Origin of the sequence: Stenotrophomonas sp. GD03877, from assembly GCF_029840555.1 — a bacterium.
Lineage (GTDB): Bacteria > Pseudomonadota > Gammaproteobacteria > Xanthomonadales > Xanthomonadaceae > Stenotrophomonas > Stenotrophomonas geniculata.
Map to the genome: position 1 here is coordinate 82,308 of NZ_JAOCCT010000016.1, position 16,034 is coordinate 98,341.

17 protein-coding genes are annotated in these 16,034 nt (G+C 66.9%); 2 read left to right on the forward strand and 15 right to left on the reverse strand.

Annotated elements, in window-relative coordinates; translation table 11 throughout:
• Positions 1–10: 10 nt before the first annotated feature.
• The 11 genes from tolQ to aspS form a co-directional block, all read right to left on the reverse strand.
• Entirely contained in the window at positions 11–790 is a 780-nt protein-coding gene (gene tolQ, locus N5D20_RS13620) for a protein TolQ (protein WP_006438802.1), read from the reverse strand.
• A gap of 10 nt (positions 791–800) precedes the next feature.
• The gene (ybgC, locus tag N5D20_RS13625) at positions 801–1,232 is read right to left on the reverse strand and encodes a tol-pal system-associated acyl-CoA thioesterase (protein WP_071229045.1); all 432 of its coding nucleotides are present in this window, start codon (positions 1,230–1,232) and stop codon (positions 801–803) included.
• The gene (ruvB, locus tag N5D20_RS13630; RefSeq protein ID WP_197579533.1) at positions 1,222–2,262 is read right to left on the reverse strand and encodes a Holliday junction branch migration DNA helicase RuvB; all 1,041 of its coding nucleotides are present in this window, start codon (positions 2,260–2,262) and stop codon (positions 1,222–1,224) included. Before ruvB ends, ybgC begins: the two co-directional genes overlap by 11 nt.
• Before the next feature lie 410 nt (positions 2,263–2,672).
• Complete coding sequence (locus N5D20_RS13635) at positions 2,673–4,592, reverse strand: potassium transporter Kup (RefSeq protein WP_019337542.1); 1,920 nt, start codon at positions 4,590–4,592, stop codon at positions 2,673–2,675.
• A 49-nt stretch (positions 4,593–4,641) separates the two neighbouring features.
• Complete coding sequence (ruvA, locus tag N5D20_RS13640) at positions 4,642–5,235, reverse strand: Holliday junction branch migration protein RuvA (RefSeq protein ID WP_005410756.1); 594 nt, start codon at positions 5,233–5,235, stop codon at positions 4,642–4,644.
• Positions 5,236–5,248: 13 nt separating this feature from the next.
• Complete coding sequence (gene ruvC, locus N5D20_RS13645) at positions 5,249–5,770, reverse strand: crossover junction endodeoxyribonuclease RuvC (protein ID WP_010481590.1); 522 nt, start codon at positions 5,768–5,770, stop codon at positions 5,249–5,251.
• Positions 5,771–5,875: 105 nt separating this feature from the next.
• Positions 5,876–6,607 (reverse strand): YebC/PmpR family DNA-binding transcriptional regulator, encoded by a 732-nt coding sequence (locus tag N5D20_RS13650; RefSeq protein ID WP_054172363.1) that lies wholly within the window; start codon positions 6,605–6,607, stop codon positions 5,876–5,878.
• Between the two features lie 175 nt (positions 6,608–6,782).
• Complete coding sequence (locus N5D20_RS13655; RefSeq protein WP_032128532.1) at positions 6,783–7,415, reverse strand: alpha/beta fold hydrolase; 633 nt, start codon at positions 7,413–7,415, stop codon at positions 6,783–6,785.
• Positions 7,416–7,490: 75 nt separating this feature from the next.
• On the reverse strand, positions 7,491–8,012 hold the full coding sequence (locus tag N5D20_RS13660; protein ID WP_049435678.1) for a GNAT family N-acetyltransferase: 522 nt from the start codon (positions 8,010–8,012) through the stop codon (positions 7,491–7,493).
• 31 nt (positions 8,013–8,043) lie between these two features.
• The gene (locus tag N5D20_RS13665) at positions 8,044–8,364 is read right to left on the reverse strand and encodes a hypothetical protein (RefSeq protein WP_019337538.1); all 321 of its coding nucleotides are present in this window, start codon (positions 8,362–8,364) and stop codon (positions 8,044–8,046) included.
• A gap of 16 nt (positions 8,365–8,380) precedes the next feature.
• Complete coding sequence (gene aspS, locus N5D20_RS13670) at positions 8,381–10,132, reverse strand: aspartate--tRNA ligase (RefSeq protein ID WP_197579532.1); 1,752 nt, start codon at positions 10,130–10,132, stop codon at positions 8,381–8,383.
• Between the two features lie 158 nt (positions 10,133–10,290).
• On the opposite strand from aspS, the gene N5D20_RS13675 reads away from it, so the two are divergent.
• Complete coding sequence (locus N5D20_RS13675; RefSeq protein WP_197579531.1) at positions 10,291–11,034, forward strand: DUF3011 domain-containing protein; 744 nt, start codon at positions 10,291–10,293, stop codon at positions 11,032–11,034.
• A gap of 49 nt (positions 11,035–11,083) precedes the next feature.
• Here the strand turns inward: N5D20_RS13675 and N5D20_RS13680 are convergent, their stop codons facing one another.
• The 4 genes from N5D20_RS13680 to N5D20_RS13695 form a co-directional block, all read right to left on the reverse strand.
• Positions 11,084–11,725, reverse strand: a complete 642-nt coding sequence (locus N5D20_RS13680) for a hypothetical protein (RefSeq protein ID WP_049435681.1) — start codon at positions 11,723–11,725, stop codon at positions 11,084–11,086.
• Between the two features lie 55 nt (positions 11,726–11,780).
• Positions 11,781–12,995, reverse strand: coding sequence for a cation:proton antiporter (locus N5D20_RS13685; RefSeq protein ID WP_010481576.1), 1,215 nt, complete (start codon positions 12,993–12,995; stop codon positions 11,781–11,783).
• An 85-nt stretch (positions 12,996–13,080) separates the two neighbouring features.
• Entirely contained in the window at positions 13,081–13,992 is a 912-nt protein-coding gene (gene blaL2 / locus N5D20_RS13690; RefSeq protein WP_197579530.1) for a L2 family extended-spectrum class A beta-lactamase, read from the reverse strand.
• Between the two features lie 79 nt (positions 13,993–14,071).
• Complete coding sequence (locus tag N5D20_RS13695; protein WP_143993769.1) at positions 14,072–14,935, reverse strand: hypothetical protein; 864 nt, start codon at positions 14,933–14,935, stop codon at positions 14,072–14,074.
• Between the two features lie 229 nt (positions 14,936–15,164).
• Between N5D20_RS13695 and ampR the strand changes: the two genes are divergently transcribed.
• Positions 15,165–16,028 (forward strand): LysR family transcriptional regulator AmpR, encoded by an 864-nt coding sequence (ampR, locus tag N5D20_RS13700; protein WP_010481573.1) that lies wholly within the window; start codon positions 15,165–15,167, stop codon positions 16,026–16,028.
• Positions 16,029–16,034: the final 6 nt, after the last annotated feature.

Here is a 16,034-nt window from a genome sequence, read left to right on the forward strand (position 1 = left end):
GGTCAGGCGCTTACTCGTCGCCAGCGCTCTGGCGCTGCAGGATGGAGCTGAACTCTTCGGCGAAGGTCTCGAACCGCACCGACATGCGCTCTACGCGGGTGGTGAAGCGGTTGTAGGCCCACACTGCCGGAATCGCCACGAACAGGCCGATGGCGGTGGCGAACAGGGCTTCGGAGATGCCTGGCGCGACGGCGGCGATGCCGGCCTGCGCACCGCTGCTGATCATGTCGTGCATGGTCACCATGATGCCGAACACGGTACCGACCAGGCCCACGTACGGGGCGGTCGAGCCGATGTTGGCCAGCAGTTCCAGGTTGCGCTCGAGCTGGTCCACTTCGCGGGTGTAGGTGGTGCGCATGGCACGCTGCGCGCCTTCCAGCTGCGCACGGCCATCCAGGCGGCGCTTGTCGCGCAGGCGGGTGTATTCGCGGAAACCGGCTTCGAAGATGGCTTCCAGGCCGCCGACATTGCGGCTGCGGTCGGTGGCCGAGCTGTACAGCTTGCCCAGGTCGGCGCCGGACCAGAAGCGGTTCTCGAACTCGTCGGCTTCGCGGGTGGCCTGCTTGAACACGCGGGCCTTGCGGAAAATGATCACCCAGCTGACGAACGAGCCGACCAGCAACAGCAGCACGATGATCTTCACCGGCAGGCTGGCCTTGGCCATCAGTTCGAGGTAATTGATGCCGCCGCCGGTGGTGGCCTGGGCAAGGGTCTGTGTCGCGGCGTTGCTGACGTCGGCCGGCAGTGCCTCGGTGACCGTGGCCTGCAGGGCCAGGAGCGTTGCGATCATCCGTTGTTCCTCAGTGTTCGGATTCGGGGTGGAGGTGGGGTTGCAGCACGGCAAGGACGGCCTCGTCCATGCCACGCGGGCGGAAACTGGCCGCTTCCAGTGCGGCGATGCGGACCTGCGCCGACAGCAGCAGCTCGCCGTCGCGCAGGATCTGCTGGTCGAAGACCATGCTGGCCTTCTTCAGCTGGACCAGGCGGGCACTCACCTGCAGGGTGTCATCCAGCCGTGCCGGCTTGATGAAATCCATCTGCATCGAGCGCACCGCGAAGACCATCCCATGCTCGGCGCGCATGCGCTCCTGGCCGTAGCCCAGCGCACGCATCCATTCGGTCCGGGCCCGTTCCATGAAGGCCACGTAGCGGGCGTGGTAGACCACGCCACCTGCGTCGGTATCTTCCCAGTAAATGCGTGTCGGCCAACTGAATCGGGGCTCAACCGACATCGGGAACCTCCGCGAACAGGTCCTGCGGCGGGTTCTTTGGCTTCAGGCCCATGTGCCGGTAGGCCTTGTAGGTGGCCATGCGGCCGCGCGCGGTACGCACCAGGAAGCCCTGCTGGATCAGGTACGGTTCAACCACGTCTTCCAGCGTGCCGCGCTCTTCGGACAGCGCCGCCGCCAGCGATTCGATGCCGACCGGGCCGCCATCGAAGTAGTCGACCATGGTCTTGAGCAGGCGCCGGTCAAGCTCGTCGAAGCCCTCCGGGTCGACCTTGAGCATCTTCATCGCAGCCTGGGCCACGGCCTCGTCGATGTGGCCGCCGGCCTTCACCTGCGCGTAGTCGCGCACGCGACGCAGCAGGCGGTTGGCGATACGCGGGGTGCCACGCGCGCGGCGCGCGATCTCCCCTGCCCCATCGGCGGTGCAGTCGATGGCCAGGATGGCCGCCGAACGGCGCACGATCCGGGTCAGCTCTTCAACGCTGTAGAACTCCAGGCGCTGGACGATGCCGAAGCGGTCGCGCAGCGGCGCGGTCAACAGGCCTGCACGGGTGGTGGCACCAATGAGGGTGAACGGCGGCAGGTCGATCTTGATCGAGCGGGCCGCGGGGCCCTCGCCGATCATGATGTCGATCTGGAAGTCTTCCATCGCCGGGTACAACACTTCCTCGACCACCGGCGACAGGCGATGGATCTCGTCGATGAAGAGCACATCGTGCGGCTGCAGGTTGGTCAGCAGCGCGGCGAGGTCGCCGGCCTTCTCGATCACCGGGCCGGAGGTCACGCGCAGGGCCACGCCCAGTTCGTTGGCGATGACGTGGCTGAGGGTGGTCTTGCCCAGGCCCGGCGGCCCGAAGATCAGTACGTGGTCGAGCGCGTCGCCACGCCCCTTGGCCGCCTGGATGTAGATTTCCATCTGCTCGCGCACCGGCACCTGGCCGAGGTAGTCGGCAAGGCGCTTGGGGCGGATGCTGGCGTCGGCGGCGTCATCCTCGCGGGTGGCGCCGGCGCCGATGATGCGGTCGTCGGTCATGTGCTGATTATGCGGCAAAAGTACGGGTTTCGGCCGGGCTGCGCCCGGCACCCGCAGAGGCAACGTCAACATCCAGAGCAACAGCCGAAGCGGTCTTCCTGGGGATTGGCGGGGTGGGTCCGGTTGCGGGGGACGCCGTAAACCCATCCATGGGGGCTTGGTCGCGGCTTGCTCGTGTGCGCAATCCTGCGCACACGGCAAGACCGGGGTTGGGCGTCCTGCCCAACCCGCCCGAGGCATGCCTCGGGCCCATGCGGCTCACACCCCCTCAACCGGACCCACCCCGCCTTCGACAGATGGCCGCGATCCGTCGGAATGGCATGGCCTGCTCTTGGTGGGTGTCGACCTTGGTCGACACGGTAGATCCACGCTATGCGTGGATGGATCTCTGGATGAATCGACGGTGGAGATTAAATCTCCACCTGCGCGCCCAGCTCCACCAAACGATTGCCCGGAATCCGGAAGAAGCCGGTCGCGGGAGCGGCGTTGCGATGCATCAGCGCAAACAGCTTGTCGCGCCAGATCGGCATGCCGCGGTTGGCGGTGGCGACGATGGTCTCGCGGCTGGCGAAGAAGGTGGTGTCCATCGGGTCGAAATAGATGCCACCGTGGTCGCACGAGCGCATCAGCGCCAGCGGTACGTCCGGGGTCTCCATGAAACCGAAGCGCACGTAGACGCGATAGAACTCGTCGCCTACCGATTCGATCTTCAGCCGCTGCCCTTCCATCGCATACGGAATCGGCAGGGTTTCCACGTGCAGGAACACGTTGCGCTCGTGCAGCACCTTGTTGTGCTTGAGGTTGTGCATCAGCGCATGCGGGGCCACGGTCGGGTCGGCGGTGAGGAATACCGCAGTGCCCGGCACGCGTACCGGCGGTGCCAGCATCAGGCCCGGCAGGAAGGTATCCAGGCGGATGCCGTCCTTGCGGATCTCATCGCGCAGCAGCTCGCGGCCACGGCGCCAGGTACGCATCATGGTGAACAGGAAGATGCCCAGCACCACCGGGAACCAGGCGCCCTGCAGCAGCTTGGCGCCGTTGGCGATGACGAAACCGAGGTCGATGATGAAGAACACCACGCACAGCGGCAGGATCCACTTGCGGGCCTTCGGCCACAGCGAGCGTGCCACCAGGGCCAGCAACAGGGTGTCGATCAGCATGGTGGCCGACACCGAGATGCCGTAGGCCACGGCCAGGTTGGACGAGCTGCGGAAGGCCAGCACCAGGCCGATCACCATCACCGCGATGCCCCAGTTGATGCCCGGGATGTAGATCTGGCCGATGGTGTCGTGCGAGGTGTGCTTGATGCGCATGCGCGGGATGTAGCCCAGCTGCATGGCCTGGCGCGAAACCGAGAACGCGCCGGTGATGACCGACTGCGAGGCGATCACCGCGGCCATGGTGGCCAGGATGATCATCGGATACAGCGCCCACGGCGGCACCGCCTCGAAGAACGGATTCTTCAGCGCCTCGGGGTGGTTGAGCACCAGTGCGCCCTGCCCCAGGTAGTTCAGCACCAGGCACGGCAGGACGAAGAAATACCAGGCGTGGCGGATCGGCTTGGCACCGAAGTGGCCCATGTCGGCGTACAGCGCCTCGCCACCAGTCACTGCCAGCACCACTGCGCCGAGGATGAAGATGCCGTGCCAGCTGTGCTCCATGAAGAAGCGGATCGCCCACCAGGGGTTGAAGGCCTTCAGCACTTCCGGCGCGTCGACGATGTTGTAGATGCCGATCGCGGCCAGCGAAATGAACCAGACCGACGTGATCGGGCCGAAGGCCTTGCCGATCTTCTCGGTGCCAAAGCGCTGCGCGGCAAACACCATCAGCAGTACCACCACGGTGATCGGCACGATGAAGGCATGCAGGCCGGGCGCGGCCACCTCCAGGCCTTCCACCGCACCCAGCACCGAAATCGCCGGCGTGATCACGCCATCGCCGAAGAACAGCGAGGCACCGAAAATGCCGAGGATGCCGACCACGTACGCCGAGCGTGACCCGTTGCGCAGCGTGCGCTGGGTCAGCGCCATCAGCGCCATGATGCCGCCTTCGCCGTCGTTGTCGGCGCGCATGATGATGGTCACGTACTTCAGCGTGACCACGATGTTCAGTGCCCAGAAGGCCAGCGACAGCACGCCCAGCACGGTATCGTGGTCGCTGTTGAGCCCGTAGTGCGGCGAGAACGCCTCCTTCAGGGTGTACAGCGGACTGGTACCGATATCGCCGAAGACCACGCCGATCGCACCAATGATCAGCGCCAGGCCTCCGGCTGGAGGGGCGTGACCATGGCCGCCTGGGGCGGCTGCGTGCGGGGTTTGACTGCTGGACATGGGACTCCTGGCGAAGCTCAGGCGGTGGGTTGGGGGAAAGAAAGGTGGGTCAGCGCAGCGCCGACTGCAGCGCCTTGCGGATCACGGTGGCCACTTCGTCGCCCTCATTGAAGGCATCGCGGGCCATGCGCGCCGCTTCGGCCGGCTTGTAGCCCAGCTGCTGCAGGGCCACGGTGGCATCGGACAGCGGGTCAGCCGGGGCCGGGCCACTGCCGGTCGGCAGCGCGCCGCCGGCACCAAACTGAGCGGCGCGGTCACGCAGTTCCAGCACCATGCGCTCGGCAGTCTTCTTGCCGATGCCCGGAATACGGGTCAGCGCAGTGATGTCGCCGGCCTGGACCATGCGCGCGAACTCCTCGACGGTGACGCCGGACAGCACGGCCAGCGCGATCTTCGCGCCGATGCCACTGACCTTCTGCACGTCGCGGAACAGGCGCCGCTCGCCCTCGCGCAGGAAGCCGTACAGCGAAACGCTGTCTTCCTTCTGCGAGTAATGGGTGTACAGGGTGACCTCGCGGCCGAGCTCGGGCAGGTCGTAGAAGGTGCTCATCGGCGCCTCCAGCTCGTAGCCCACTCCGTTCACGTCCACCACCAGCCACGGCGGCGCCTTGTAGGCGACGATGCCGCGCAGTCGACCGATCATTGCGTGCAGCTCCTCATTTGCGGCCCCACGCCTGGCGGGCACTGAGCCCCAAGCGGTTGGCCGTCGCCCTTACGTGGGCATGGGTGATCGCCACCGCCAACGCGTCGGCCGCGTCGGCCTGCAGCTTGGTTTTCAGGTTGAGCATGAGCCCGACCATGTGTTGAACCTGTTGCTTTTCGGCGCCACCACGCCCGACCACCGCCAGCTTGATCTCACTGGCGGCATATTCATGCACCGGCAGGTCGCGCAGCACCACGGCGGAAATCGCCGCGCCACGGGCCTGGCCCAGCTTCAGTGCCGAATCGGGGTTGCGGGCCATGAACACGCGTTCGATGGCCACTTCCTGCGGCTGGTACTCGCGGCACAGGTCAGCCAGGCCCAGCACCAGCAGCTTCATGCGCTGCGGGAAGTCGTCGGCGCCCAGCAGCACCAGCGGCTGGTGATGCACGTGGCTGACCTTTCCGGTGGCGTCGACATCAATGATGCCGACCCCGGTCCGCTGCGAACCGGGGTCGATGCCGAGGATGCGGGTCATGCTGCACTCCTGGCGGGGTGGAACGGAAAGCGCTGGCAGGCGTATGGGCTCATGACTGTCCGCGGTGACCGTTCAACGGCCCGCGCCCAGGCCGTCGTGGACGGCTCAGGCGTAGGCGTCGGCGCCGAGTTCGGCGTTGGAATACACGTCCTGCACGTCGTCCAGGTCTTCCAGCATGTCCAGCAGCTTCTTGACCTGGAGGGCAACCTCGCCCTCGACCTTGATGTCGTTGTCCGCGCGGAAGGTGATTTCGGCGTGGTCGGCGACATGGCCGGCGGCGGCCATCGCGTCCTTGACCGCGTTGAACGCGTCAGGGCTGGTGACCACGTCGATCGCGCCGTCTTCCGGGTAGACCACGATGTCGTCGGCGCCGGCCTCGATGGCGACCTCTGTGATCGCTTCTTCATCGGCACCGGCGGCGAAATGCAGCACGCCCAGGCGCTTGAACATGAAGGCCACCGAGCCCTCGGTGCCCATGTTGCCGCCGCACTTGCTGAACGCATGGCGGACATCGGCCACGGTACGCACGCGGTTGTCGGTCAGGCAGTCGACGATCACGGCCACGCCGCCCGGGGCATAGCCCTCGTAGCGGATTTCCTCGTAATCGACGCCTTCCAGTTCACCGGTGGCCTTCTTGATGGCGCGCTCGATCACGTCCTTGGACATGTTCACGGCCAGGCCCTTGTCCATGGCCACGCGCAGGCGCGGGTTGTTGTTGGGGTCGCCTCCACCGCCGCGCGCGGCAACGCCGATCTCGCGGATGATCTTGGTGAAAATCTTGCCACGCTTCGCGTCGGACGCGTTCTTGCGGGCTTCGATGGAGGGGCCTCTACCCATGGGTGCTACCGTCTGGCTGCTTCAGGATCAAGGCGCGGATTCTACCTGATCGGGGGCGGCAACCGTGTCTAGGGCGCATTGTTGTAGAGCCGAGCCGATGCTCGGCTCAGCGGCGCCTGACCGGACAGCAGCTGAGCGTGAGCTCGGCTCTACAGAACGGTCCCACCGCCGGGCCTTACGCGGCGGCGGCGTCGCGGCTGTGGTCGAACTGGCCGTGGCGCAGGAAATGCGCGGTCTGCCGCGCGGCATCGGGCGACACCACCAGGCCGCTGTGGCTGGTGCGCACCACGCAATGGTCGGCCAGGCCCGGCAGGCGGGTCTCGGCCAATGCCACGGTGCCGTCGGAGGCATCGTCGATGGCGCCCAGCAGGCTGCCCAGCCCATGCGGCACCGAACCGGCGATCAGGCCAACCTCGGCCCTGCCCTGCCAGTCCGGCAGGCCATCCAGCAGCAGGTCGCTGCTGCGCCCCAACGCCAGGCCCCAGCCGTGCTCGGACAGCGAACGCGCAGTGCCACTGCCGCGCAGCGGCGAGCCCAGGCAGACCACGCGCTGCACATCCAGCTGCGGCTGGCGGCGCAGGGCCTCCAGCGCCAGCAATCCCCCCAGGCTGTGGCCGACCAGCGACAACGGGCCGGCATCGGCCAGCCGCTCCAGCAGCTGCGGCACGGCCACGTCGGGACCACCGAATACCGAGGAATAGCCGAACGCGTGCACCTGGAAACCACGTGCGCGCAGGCGCCAGGCCAGCGGCCCGACCCAGGCACGGGCATTCCAGATGCCATGCAGCAGCAATACGGGGGGAGTCATGCAAACAGCCTGGCGGTCAGCGGGGCGGGAACGTACGGTGATTGAACACGCGCGCGCAGCAAGCGGCGGTGAACGTCAGGCTGCGCGCGGTGTGCGGCGCAGGATGAATTCAAGATCGTGGGTGTCGCCGACCGGGAACAGATATTCGCCCGCCTTCTCGAATCCATAGCGGGCGTAGAAACGCTGTGCGCCGAAGTTCTCCGACCACACGCCCAGCCACAGCGTGCGCGGGCCTTCGTGCTCCAGCCAGGCCAGCGCGGTTTCCAGCAGGCGGCTGCCCCAGCCACAGCTCTGCTGGGTCTTGATCAGGTACAGGCGCTTGAGTTCGCCGTCACCGGGTTTCACCTCGGGATGCGGAAGGCCACAGGGGCCGGCGGCGGCATGGCCGACCGCCTCCCCGTCCAGCTCCAGCAGCCACACCGCGTAATCCGGGTGGGCCAGGATCACGCGCTGGCGCTCGACCGTGTAGGCCTCCTCGAGGAAGGCCTGCAGGTCCTGCGGCGGATACAGATGGCCGAAGGTTTCGGTGAACGTGCGGGCAGCCAGCGCCGACAGGGTCGGCGCGTCGTCCACAGTGGCGCGGCGGATCGAATACATGCAGGAAGTTGACGTCAGGGCGAAGGGCGGGTCAAGCCTTTTCAGGCGATTCCGCTTCTTCTTCCTCGTCCTCTTCCTCGTATTCCTCTTCGTCCTCGTCCTCTTCTTCCTCGCCTTCCTCGTCCTCGTCGTACTCTTCCTCTTCGTCGTCCTCGTAATCCTCGACGCCGAAGTCTTCACCGTCCCAACGGCCTTCGCCGTCGGCGACGAAGGTCAGGGCCATCGCCGCCGGGTTGGTACCGACGCGGACCAGCCACCCCCCGAACACGCGTGCACGCTCGGTGACCAGATTGGCCTCGGCGCCTTCATTGCCCAGCTTTTCCCACTCCAGCGAAAACGCGAACTCGGTCATTGCCTGGATCTCCTGATCAGTTGGTCTTGGGGCGAACCTGGATGTGCACTTCGGCCAGCTGCGCGTCGACGATCGGCGACGGCGCGTCGGTCATCAGATCCTGTGCACCGGTGGTCTTCGGGAACGGGATGACGTCGCGGATCGACTCGGTGCCGGCCATCAGCGCGGCGATGCGGTCGATGCCGAAGGCGATGCCACCGTGCGGCGGCGCGCCGTAGTTCAGCGCGTCGAGCAGGAAGCCGAACTTGGCGCGGGCTTCTTCGGCGCCGATGCCGAGCAGCTCGAACACCGCGCTCTGCATGTCCGGACGGTGGATACGGATCGAACCACCGCCGATTTCATTGCCGTTGAGCACCATGTCGTAGCCGCGCGAGACGGCGGTACGGGCATTGGCGCGCAGGTCGGCGATGTCGTCCACGGCCGGTGCGGTGAAGGGGTGATGCAGGGCGACGTAGCGCTGTTCTTCCTCGTCCCACTCGAACATCGGGAAGTCGGTGACCCACAGCGGTGCCCAGCCGTCGGCGACCAGGCCGAAGTCCTTGCCGGCCTTCAGGCGCAGCGCGCCCATGAAGTCGGAGACCTTGTTGTAGCCACCGGCACCGAAGAACACGATGTCGCCGTTGCCGGCGCCGACGTGCGCGACCAACGCGGCGAAGGAGGCTTCGCTGAAGAACTTCTGGATCGGCGAGCTGACTTCGCCGTTGTCGGCGATCTTGATGTAAGCCAGGCCCTTGGCGCCGTACTTGGCGGCATGCGCGGCGTACTCGTCGATCTGCTTGCGGCTGAGCGATGCACCGCCCGGGATGCGCAGCGCGGCAACGCGACCCTCGGCATCGTTGGCCGGGCCGGTGAACACGGCGAACTCGCTGTCCTTGACCAGTTCAGCCACGTCCACCAGTTCCAGCGCGATGCGCAGGTCCGGCTTGTCCGAACCGTAGCGGCGCATGGCTTCGGCCCAGGTCATGCGCGGGAAGCTGGTGTCCAGCTGCACGTCCACCACTTCCTTGAAGATGGCGCGGATCATGTCTTCGACGAAGTCCTGCACGTCGCGCTCGCGCACGAAGGCGAACTCCATGTCCAGCTGGGTGAATTCCAGCTGGCGGTCGGCACGCAGCGCTTCGTCGCGGAAGCAGCGCGCGATCTGGTAGTAACGATCGAAGCCGGCCACCATCAGGATCTGCTTGAACAGCTGCGGGCTCTGCGGCAGGGCGTAGAACTCGCCCGGGTGCATGCGCGCCGGCACCAGGAAGTCGCGCGCGCCTTCCGGGGTGGCCTTGGTCAGGATCGGGGTTTCGATGTCCTGGAAGCCCTTCTCGTCCAGGTGGCGGCGCAGCGCCTGCACCAGCTTGATGCGGGTGCGCTGCATGCGCTGCATTTCCGGGCGGCGCAGGTCCAGGTAGCGGTATTTCAGACGGGTTTCCTCGCCCGGGTTCTCGTGGGCGTGGAACGGCAGCGGCGCGGCCTTGTTCAGCACGGTGATGGCGGTGGCGATCACTTCCACCTTGCCGGTGCGCATCTTGTCGTTCACCGCGTGGCGGGCGCGCACGACGCCTTCAACCTGCAGCACGTCCTCGTAGCCCAGCGACGCGGCCACGGCGAACACTTCGGCATTGTCGACCTCCACCGTCACCTGCACGATGCCTTCATGATCGCGGAGATCGATGAAGCAGACGCCGCCCTGGTTACGGGCCACGTCGGTCCAGCCGGCGAGGGTGACAGTCTGGCCAATCAGGGTCTCGTCGACCAGGCCGCAGAAGTGGGTACGCATGGGGGGAAGCTCCGCTGGAGAACGCCGGCACCGGATGGGGGCCGGAAAGCCTCGTATTCTGCGGCCGAGGCCCCGGCCGGGGCAAATCCGGCCAGTCACACCGGCTTGATCGTCCCCCTCCCTATAGTCGGGCACCTGCCACCGTATGGGATGCCGCCATGAAACCGCTGTCCCTGGCCAGCCTGGCCGTGACCCTCAGCCTGGGTGCCCTGGGTACCCTTGCCCTGCCCGCCCCTTCCGCACATGCGCAGAGCGGCGTGGTCCGCTGCGAAAGCCAGAACAACCGCGAACGGGTCTGCAACACCGGCTGGCGCAATGCGCAGCTGGTGCGCCAGCTGTCCGGCTCGGACTGTGATGAAGGACGAACCTGGGGCAGCCGTAACGGCAGCATCTGGGTCACCAACGGCTGCCGAGCGGAGTTCGCCGAGGCCCGCGGTGGCTGGGGCGGCGGCAATGGCGGTGGCTGGGGCGGCAACAACGGCCGGCCCGGCGAGACCATCCGCTGCGAGAGCCAGAACAACCGTGAGCGCAGCTGCCCGGTCGGCTGGCGCAATGCCCGCCTGGTCCGCCAGCTGTCTGGCAGCCCCTGCAACGAAGGGCGTACCTGGGGCGTGCGCAATGGCGCGGTCTGGGTCAGTGGCGGTTGCCGTGCCGAATTCGCCGAAGCCCGTGGCTGGGGCGGTGGCGGCGGTGGCTGGGGCGGCGGAAACAGCAATTACACGGTGACCTGCAGCAGCAACAACAATCGCTCGCAGACCTGCGACTGGGATGAGCGCCAAGGCCGCCCGGTACTGCAGCAGCAGCTGTCCGGCAGTGCCTGCCAGGAAGGCCGCAGCTGGGGCTACTCACGTGGCCAGGTGTGGGTGAGCAACGGCTGCCGGGCGCGTTTCGGCACGCGGTGACTGCAGGGTCGGGGTCAGAACCCTCCGCAGGAGGGATCCGACCCCGGGATCACGGCGCGGGTGCTTTGTCGTCGCCCCACGGTGCAGGCGGCAGGTCGACCGGCTTGCTCAGATCGAACTGCACGCGGAAGCGGCGGCCCTCCGGGCGGGTCAGCTCGTAGACGAACGTCTGGTCGGGATCGATTTCCATCGCCCAGGTGTTGTGCGTGGAGGCCAGCATGTCGGCGCGGCGGAACATCGCCACCGAATCGGCATCGGCCGGGAACTGCTGGCGCTCGGCGGTGCCCGGCGGCGTGCTGTCGCCACCGTACAGGGTGATCGCGTCGGGGCTGCCGTCTTCGTGACGATGGTCGTGCTTCAGGCGCAGCCCGTTCGGCGTGCGGGTCAGCACCCACGTGCGCGAGTGGTCATCCCCCACGTGGAACGGGATGCGCAGCTCATGTGCCGGGTCGGCACAGCCGCGCACATGCATCACCAGGCGCTGCCCGGCGAACGGATCCTTGCCGGTCGGTGCCGGCGTGTCCTCCACCACCTTGCCGGCGTATGCCTGGCCGCAATGCGCGGCGATGGCGGCCATGAAGGCATCGGCCGGTGCGGTCGCCAGATCATGGGCGACCGTGTCGGAGCGCTGCGTACAGGCAGCAAGGCTGAGCAGGAGGACGGAAGCGGTGACGGCGGCAGGCAGTTTCATACCCCAACCCTAACGGCCATGGCCGAAGTGCGCAAACCGCACGCGCAGCATCCGCTCAGCGATCGAGGGCAGATGCCGCCGGCAGTGTTTCTGTGGCTGCCACCGGCGCGGCTTCGCCTTCACCCGCAGGTTCCTGCTCGACCGGATCGACATCGAACGGGGTACGGAACACCAGCGACGGCAGCAGCGTGGTCAACGCCGCATACAGCAACAGCGCGCCGAACAGCACCGCCGGAATCTGGAAGCGCTCGCGCATGATCGCCGCCAGCACCAGGGTGAAGATCAGGGTCGGCGCCAACGCCAGCGAGACCCGCAGGCTGCTGCGGAAGCTCTCGCCGAACATCACCCGGCGCTGCAGCCAGACCACGCCGATGCGCAGCGGCAGCACCACCAGGGTGATCACGATACCCAGCCCCAGGGCCTCGAAGCTGAGCGCTTCGGCGGGCACCTTGGTGCCGGCGTTGAAGAAGTAGAACGGCACGAAGAACGAGGCGAACAGGCGCAGCGCATGCAGGTTCTCGTGCGAGGCCAGCAGCGGCATGCGCTGGTGCAGCAGGCGCGCAACCAGCCCGGCGATGAACGCGCCGACCAGGTAGTACACGCCCAGCAGGTAGGTGATGTAGGCCGCGACCATGCCCACCATCACCAGCAGCGAGAATTCCGAGCCCGGCGCGTGCGGCGCCACCCAACGGCCCAGGCCGATGAACAGCAGCGGCAGGCCGACCATCATCGCCAGCAGGGCCAGGCTGGACAGCGCCATATGCCCCGGATCGCCCGCCTGCAGCACGATGAACAACGCCGCCAGCGCCAGCAGTTCGCCGGCGATGGCCTTGCTGGTCACCCAGAACCGCTCGTCCTCGCTCAGGCCCAGCCGCGACAGCGAATCCATGATGAAACCGGTGGAGGGCGTCAGCAGCGCCAGGGCCAGCAGGCCGGCAGCCTGCCAGGGCAATCCCGCGTAGCGCCAGGCCAGCCAGCCTACGCCGAACAGCGTGCCGGTACGGATCACCAGATGCGCCAGCAGCGGCCACATGCCACGGCGCAGCGCCTGCAGGTCCACTTCCAGGCCGGCGAACAGGAACAGCGAGGAAATCCCCAGCGTGGCCAGCAGGCCGATCACCGCATCGTGGGCCTGGTCGCCCAGCCAGAGCATGCCGATGATGCCGAACAGCAGGCAGGTCAGCGGTGCGGGCAGGCTGAAGCGCTGCAGCGCGCGCGGGATCACCAGCAGCGCGAAGATCAGCAGCAGGTAGATCAATTCATGGCTCATCGGGGTCTTCCGTGGGGTTCGAACGCGCGCAGGATGCGCGCGCCGAACCGATCCGGCAAGCCACGTTTGAATGACCCCGGTTACCTCATCCAATCAGTCGATCGGCGATCCGGCCCACCTGGGCCAGCACCAGGGCGCGCTGCTCATTGCTGATCGCGCCGGCCTGCGGATAGGCGGTCAGCACCCACGGCGCGCCGCCCGCGCGCGGCCACAACACGGCGATGTCGTTGCGCGCGTCCTCGCCATTGCTGCCGGTCTTGTCGCCAACGCGCCAGCGCTTGCCGAGGCCCGCGCGCAGGCAGGCGTCGCCGGTCTCGTTGTCGATCAGCCAGTCGGCCAGCTGCTGCCGCGATGCCGGCTGCAGCACTTTCCCCAGCACCACACGCTGCAGCGAACCAGCCATCGCCGCCGGTGTGGTGGTGTCGCGAGGGTCGCCTTCGGCGAAGCTGTTCATTTCCGGCTCCAGCCGGTCGCTGCGGCTGACCGCATCACCGCTGGCGCGCAGGAACGCGGTCACCGCCGGCGGGCCACCGACCACGCCGAACAACAGGTTGGCGGCGGTGTTGTCGCTGGTGATGATCGTGGCCCGGCACAGGTCGCGCACGGTCATATCCTTGCCGGCATGACGGCGGGTGACCGGTGCGTGCGAGAGCAGGTCGGCCTCGCGCACCGGTACGCGCCGGTCGAGCAGCGCGGGTGCGCGCTCGGCCTGGCTGAGCACGGTCGCGGCCAGCATGCTCTTGAAGGTGCTGCACATCGGGAAGCGCTCGTCCTGGCGATGGCCGACGCGGCGACTGCTTGCGGTATCGAGCAGGGTCACGCCCAAGCGTCCTGCGCAGGCCTTTTCCAGCGCGGCGAAATCACCGGCGGCGTTGATGGCGGCATCTGTGGGTGCGTTGGCGGCGGCCTTGCCCGCTGCACGTGCCAGCAACGGCAGGGCAAGCGAAGAAGCAACGGCGGCACCACTGAACTGCAGGAATCGACGGCGGGCGTGCATGGGCGGGCTCCTCGGGGACGTGCGAGCATCTTTCCCGATGCAGAACCCAGCGACCAGCTGATTCTCCTTCATGCTGCCATCAAGGTTTCTCATCACGCAGAATGCGCTTCAATGGCTTGTCCAAGCTTGCAGGACAAAAACTCGCCCCGGCCCTTGCTGCATCCACCTTGGTTGAGTCGATCACCGCCCCCGGTACGACCCGGATCAGTCGGCTGGCAAGCAGGACTTCTACATGCCGCTCCGGAATGACCGCGCAATAGGTCCCGCCGCACTCGATCAGGGGTGCCTGAATCGGCTCGCCCGCGCCTGCAGATTGGTACTCCGCCCAGGCAATGGATCCAGGATCCTTCGCGCAGAACTGCAGCGCACTCCGCTCGCCCACCGATTCAAAGGGCCCGGCGACCATCATCAGACCGAACAATGCCACCACCGCAATCATCACCAAGGCCAACGCAATGGTCACCGGACCGGCGATCCACATAACCACCGCGCCCAGCAGCCGGCCATACCAAGGCCAGGCCATCGGAGGACGGCGCAGAGTCGCCCGGATCTGCTCGGCCAGCGCACTGAGCCTCCCTGTCGGCTCAGTGGCGGCACTCACGGGTGATTTCCTGAACTGGGTGCCCCACAGGGGCGCCGACAAGGCCATTACCACAATGAGCAGCAACACCCACCAGGTTTCACGAGCCATTGAGAACAAGCCGGGGCCGATGTTCTCCAGCACGGTAGCGCTGAAGCCGACCCAGCCATGGGCAATCATCAGTTCAAGACCGCCGCTGTCGATGGGGAATTGGAGCGGATCGATGCCGAACGTTCCCAGATACGCACTGCGGTAAAGGCTGCCCTGCAGGGACAACACCGCCGTAGCGATGGCGAGGAAAATACCCGATGTGACTGCAAACCGGCCCATGCGGCCCATGAAACTGGGTTCAGCCGTACTCATCCAGTGCTCCCTGGTAACAATTTCGCCCGTGTGCTGAAGGCCAGCGTACCGGTGGAGCCATGGCCTTCAACCGCCAAACTGCGGAATTTCGTAGAAATCCTATATCGACGCATCCGCAGGAAACTGGATACGCATGAATTTTTCTTGCGCCTTCTGCAAAAAAAACCCGTGTATTGCAGACGGCGCCCGCATTGCTAGGATCAGCCATCACCCTGCCTCATACCTAGTCATGCTGCACCCGACTCTGCCACTCAACGCGCTGCGCGCCTTCGAGGCCGCCGCCCGCCACCAGAACTTCACCCGTGCCGCACTGGAGCTGTGTGTCAGCCAGGCCGCGCTGAGCCACCAGATCCGTGGGCTGGAGGACCGGCTCGGCATCCGCCTGTTCCACCGACTGCCTCGCGGCGTGGCGCTCACCGACGAAGGCGCGGCGCTGTATCCGGTGCTCAACGAATCGTTCGAGCGCATCTCCGCCAGCATTGCGCGCTATACCGGCGGGCCGGCCCGTGAAGTGCTGACGCTGGGCGTGGTCGGCACCTTCGCCACCGGCTGGCTGCTGCCACGGCTGGCCGCATTCGAGGCCGCGCACCCGGACATCGAGCTGCGCCTGCAGACCCACAACAACCGCATCGACCTGGCCGGCGAAGGCCTGGACCTGGCCATCCGGTTTGGTGATGGCGATTGGCAGGGCCAGGCCTGCACGGCGATCCTCGACGCGCCGTTCGCGCCGCTGTGCGCGCCGGCACTGGCGCGGCGGCTGAAACAGCCGCGCGACCTGGGCACGCTGCCGCTGCTGCGCTCCTACCGCAGCGACGAATGGCCGCGCTGGTTGCAGGCGGCAGGAGTGAGTGGCGTGGAAGCCCGCGGGCCGGTGTTTGATTCGTCATTGACAGTGGCGATGGCCGCGGTCGGCGGCGCCGGCGTGGCGCTGCTGCCGCTGCGCATGTTCGAGCAGGAGCTGGCCGAAGGTCGTCTGCTGCAGCCGTTCAGCACCACGCTGGAGCTGGGGCGCTACTGGCTGACGCGATTGCGCTCGCGCGCCGAGCGTGAACCGGCGAAGCGATTCCGCGAATGGCTGCAGGCGCAGGGATGAAACGCA

Coding starts and splice junctions, on each gene's coding strand:
- ruvB (WP_197579533.1), bottom strand. CDS start 2,262: ATGACCGACGACCGCATCATCGGCGCCGGCGCCACCCGCGAGGATGAC.
- N5D20_RS13660 (WP_049435678.1), bottom strand. CDS start 8,012: ATGTATTCGATCCGCCGCGCCACTGTGGACGACGCGCCGACCCTGTCG.
- blaL2 (WP_197579530.1), bottom strand. CDS start 13,992: ATGCACGCCCGCCGTCGATTCCTGCAGTTCAGTGGTGCCGCCGTTGCT.
- ampR (WP_010481573.1), top strand. CDS start 15,165: ATGCTGCACCCGACTCTGCCACTCAACGCGCTGCGCGCCTTCGAGGCC.
- N5D20_RS13665 (WP_019337538.1), bottom strand. CDS start 8,364: ATGACCGAGTTCGCGTTTTCGCTGGAGTGGGAAAAGCTGGGCAATGAA.
- N5D20_RS13680 (WP_049435681.1), bottom strand. CDS start 11,725: ATGAAACTGCCTGCCGCCGTCACCGCTTCCGTCCTCCTGCTCAGCCTT.
- N5D20_RS13655 (WP_032128532.1), bottom strand. CDS start 7,415: ATGACTCCCCCCGTATTGCTGCTGCATGGCATCTGGAATGCCCGTGCC.
- N5D20_RS13695 (WP_143993769.1), bottom strand. CDS start 14,935: ATGAGTACGGCTGAACCCAGTTTCATGGGCCGCATGGGCCGGTTTGCA.
- aspS (WP_197579532.1), bottom strand. CDS start 10,132: ATGCGTACCCACTTCTGCGGCCTGGTCGACGAGACCCTGATTGGCCAG.
- N5D20_RS13675 (WP_197579531.1), top strand. CDS start 10,291: ATGAAACCGCTGTCCCTGGCCAGCCTGGCCGTGACCCTCAGCCTGGGT.
- ruvC (WP_010481590.1), bottom strand. CDS start 5,770: ATGACCCGCATCCTCGGCATCGACCCCGGTTCGCAGCGGACCGGGGTC.
- N5D20_RS13685 (WP_010481576.1), bottom strand. CDS start 12,995: ATGAGCCATGAATTGATCTACCTGCTGCTGATCTTCGCGCTGCTGGTG.
- tolQ (WP_006438802.1), bottom strand. CDS start 790: ATGATCGCAACGCTCCTGGCCCTGCAGGCCACGGTCACCGAGGCACTG.
- ybgC (WP_071229045.1), bottom strand. CDS start 1,232: ATGTCGGTTGAGCCCCGATTCAGTTGGCCGACACGCATTTACTGGGAA.
- N5D20_RS13635 (WP_019337542.1), bottom strand. CDS start 4,592: ATGTCCAGCAGTCAAACCCCGCACGCAGCCGCCCCAGGCGGCCATGGT.
- ruvA (WP_005410756.1), bottom strand. CDS start 5,235: ATGATCGGTCGACTGCGCGGCATCGTCGCCTACAAGGCGCCGCCGTGG.
- N5D20_RS13650 (WP_054172363.1), bottom strand. CDS start 6,607: ATGGGTAGAGGCCCCTCCATCGAAGCCCGCAAGAACGCGTCCGACGCG.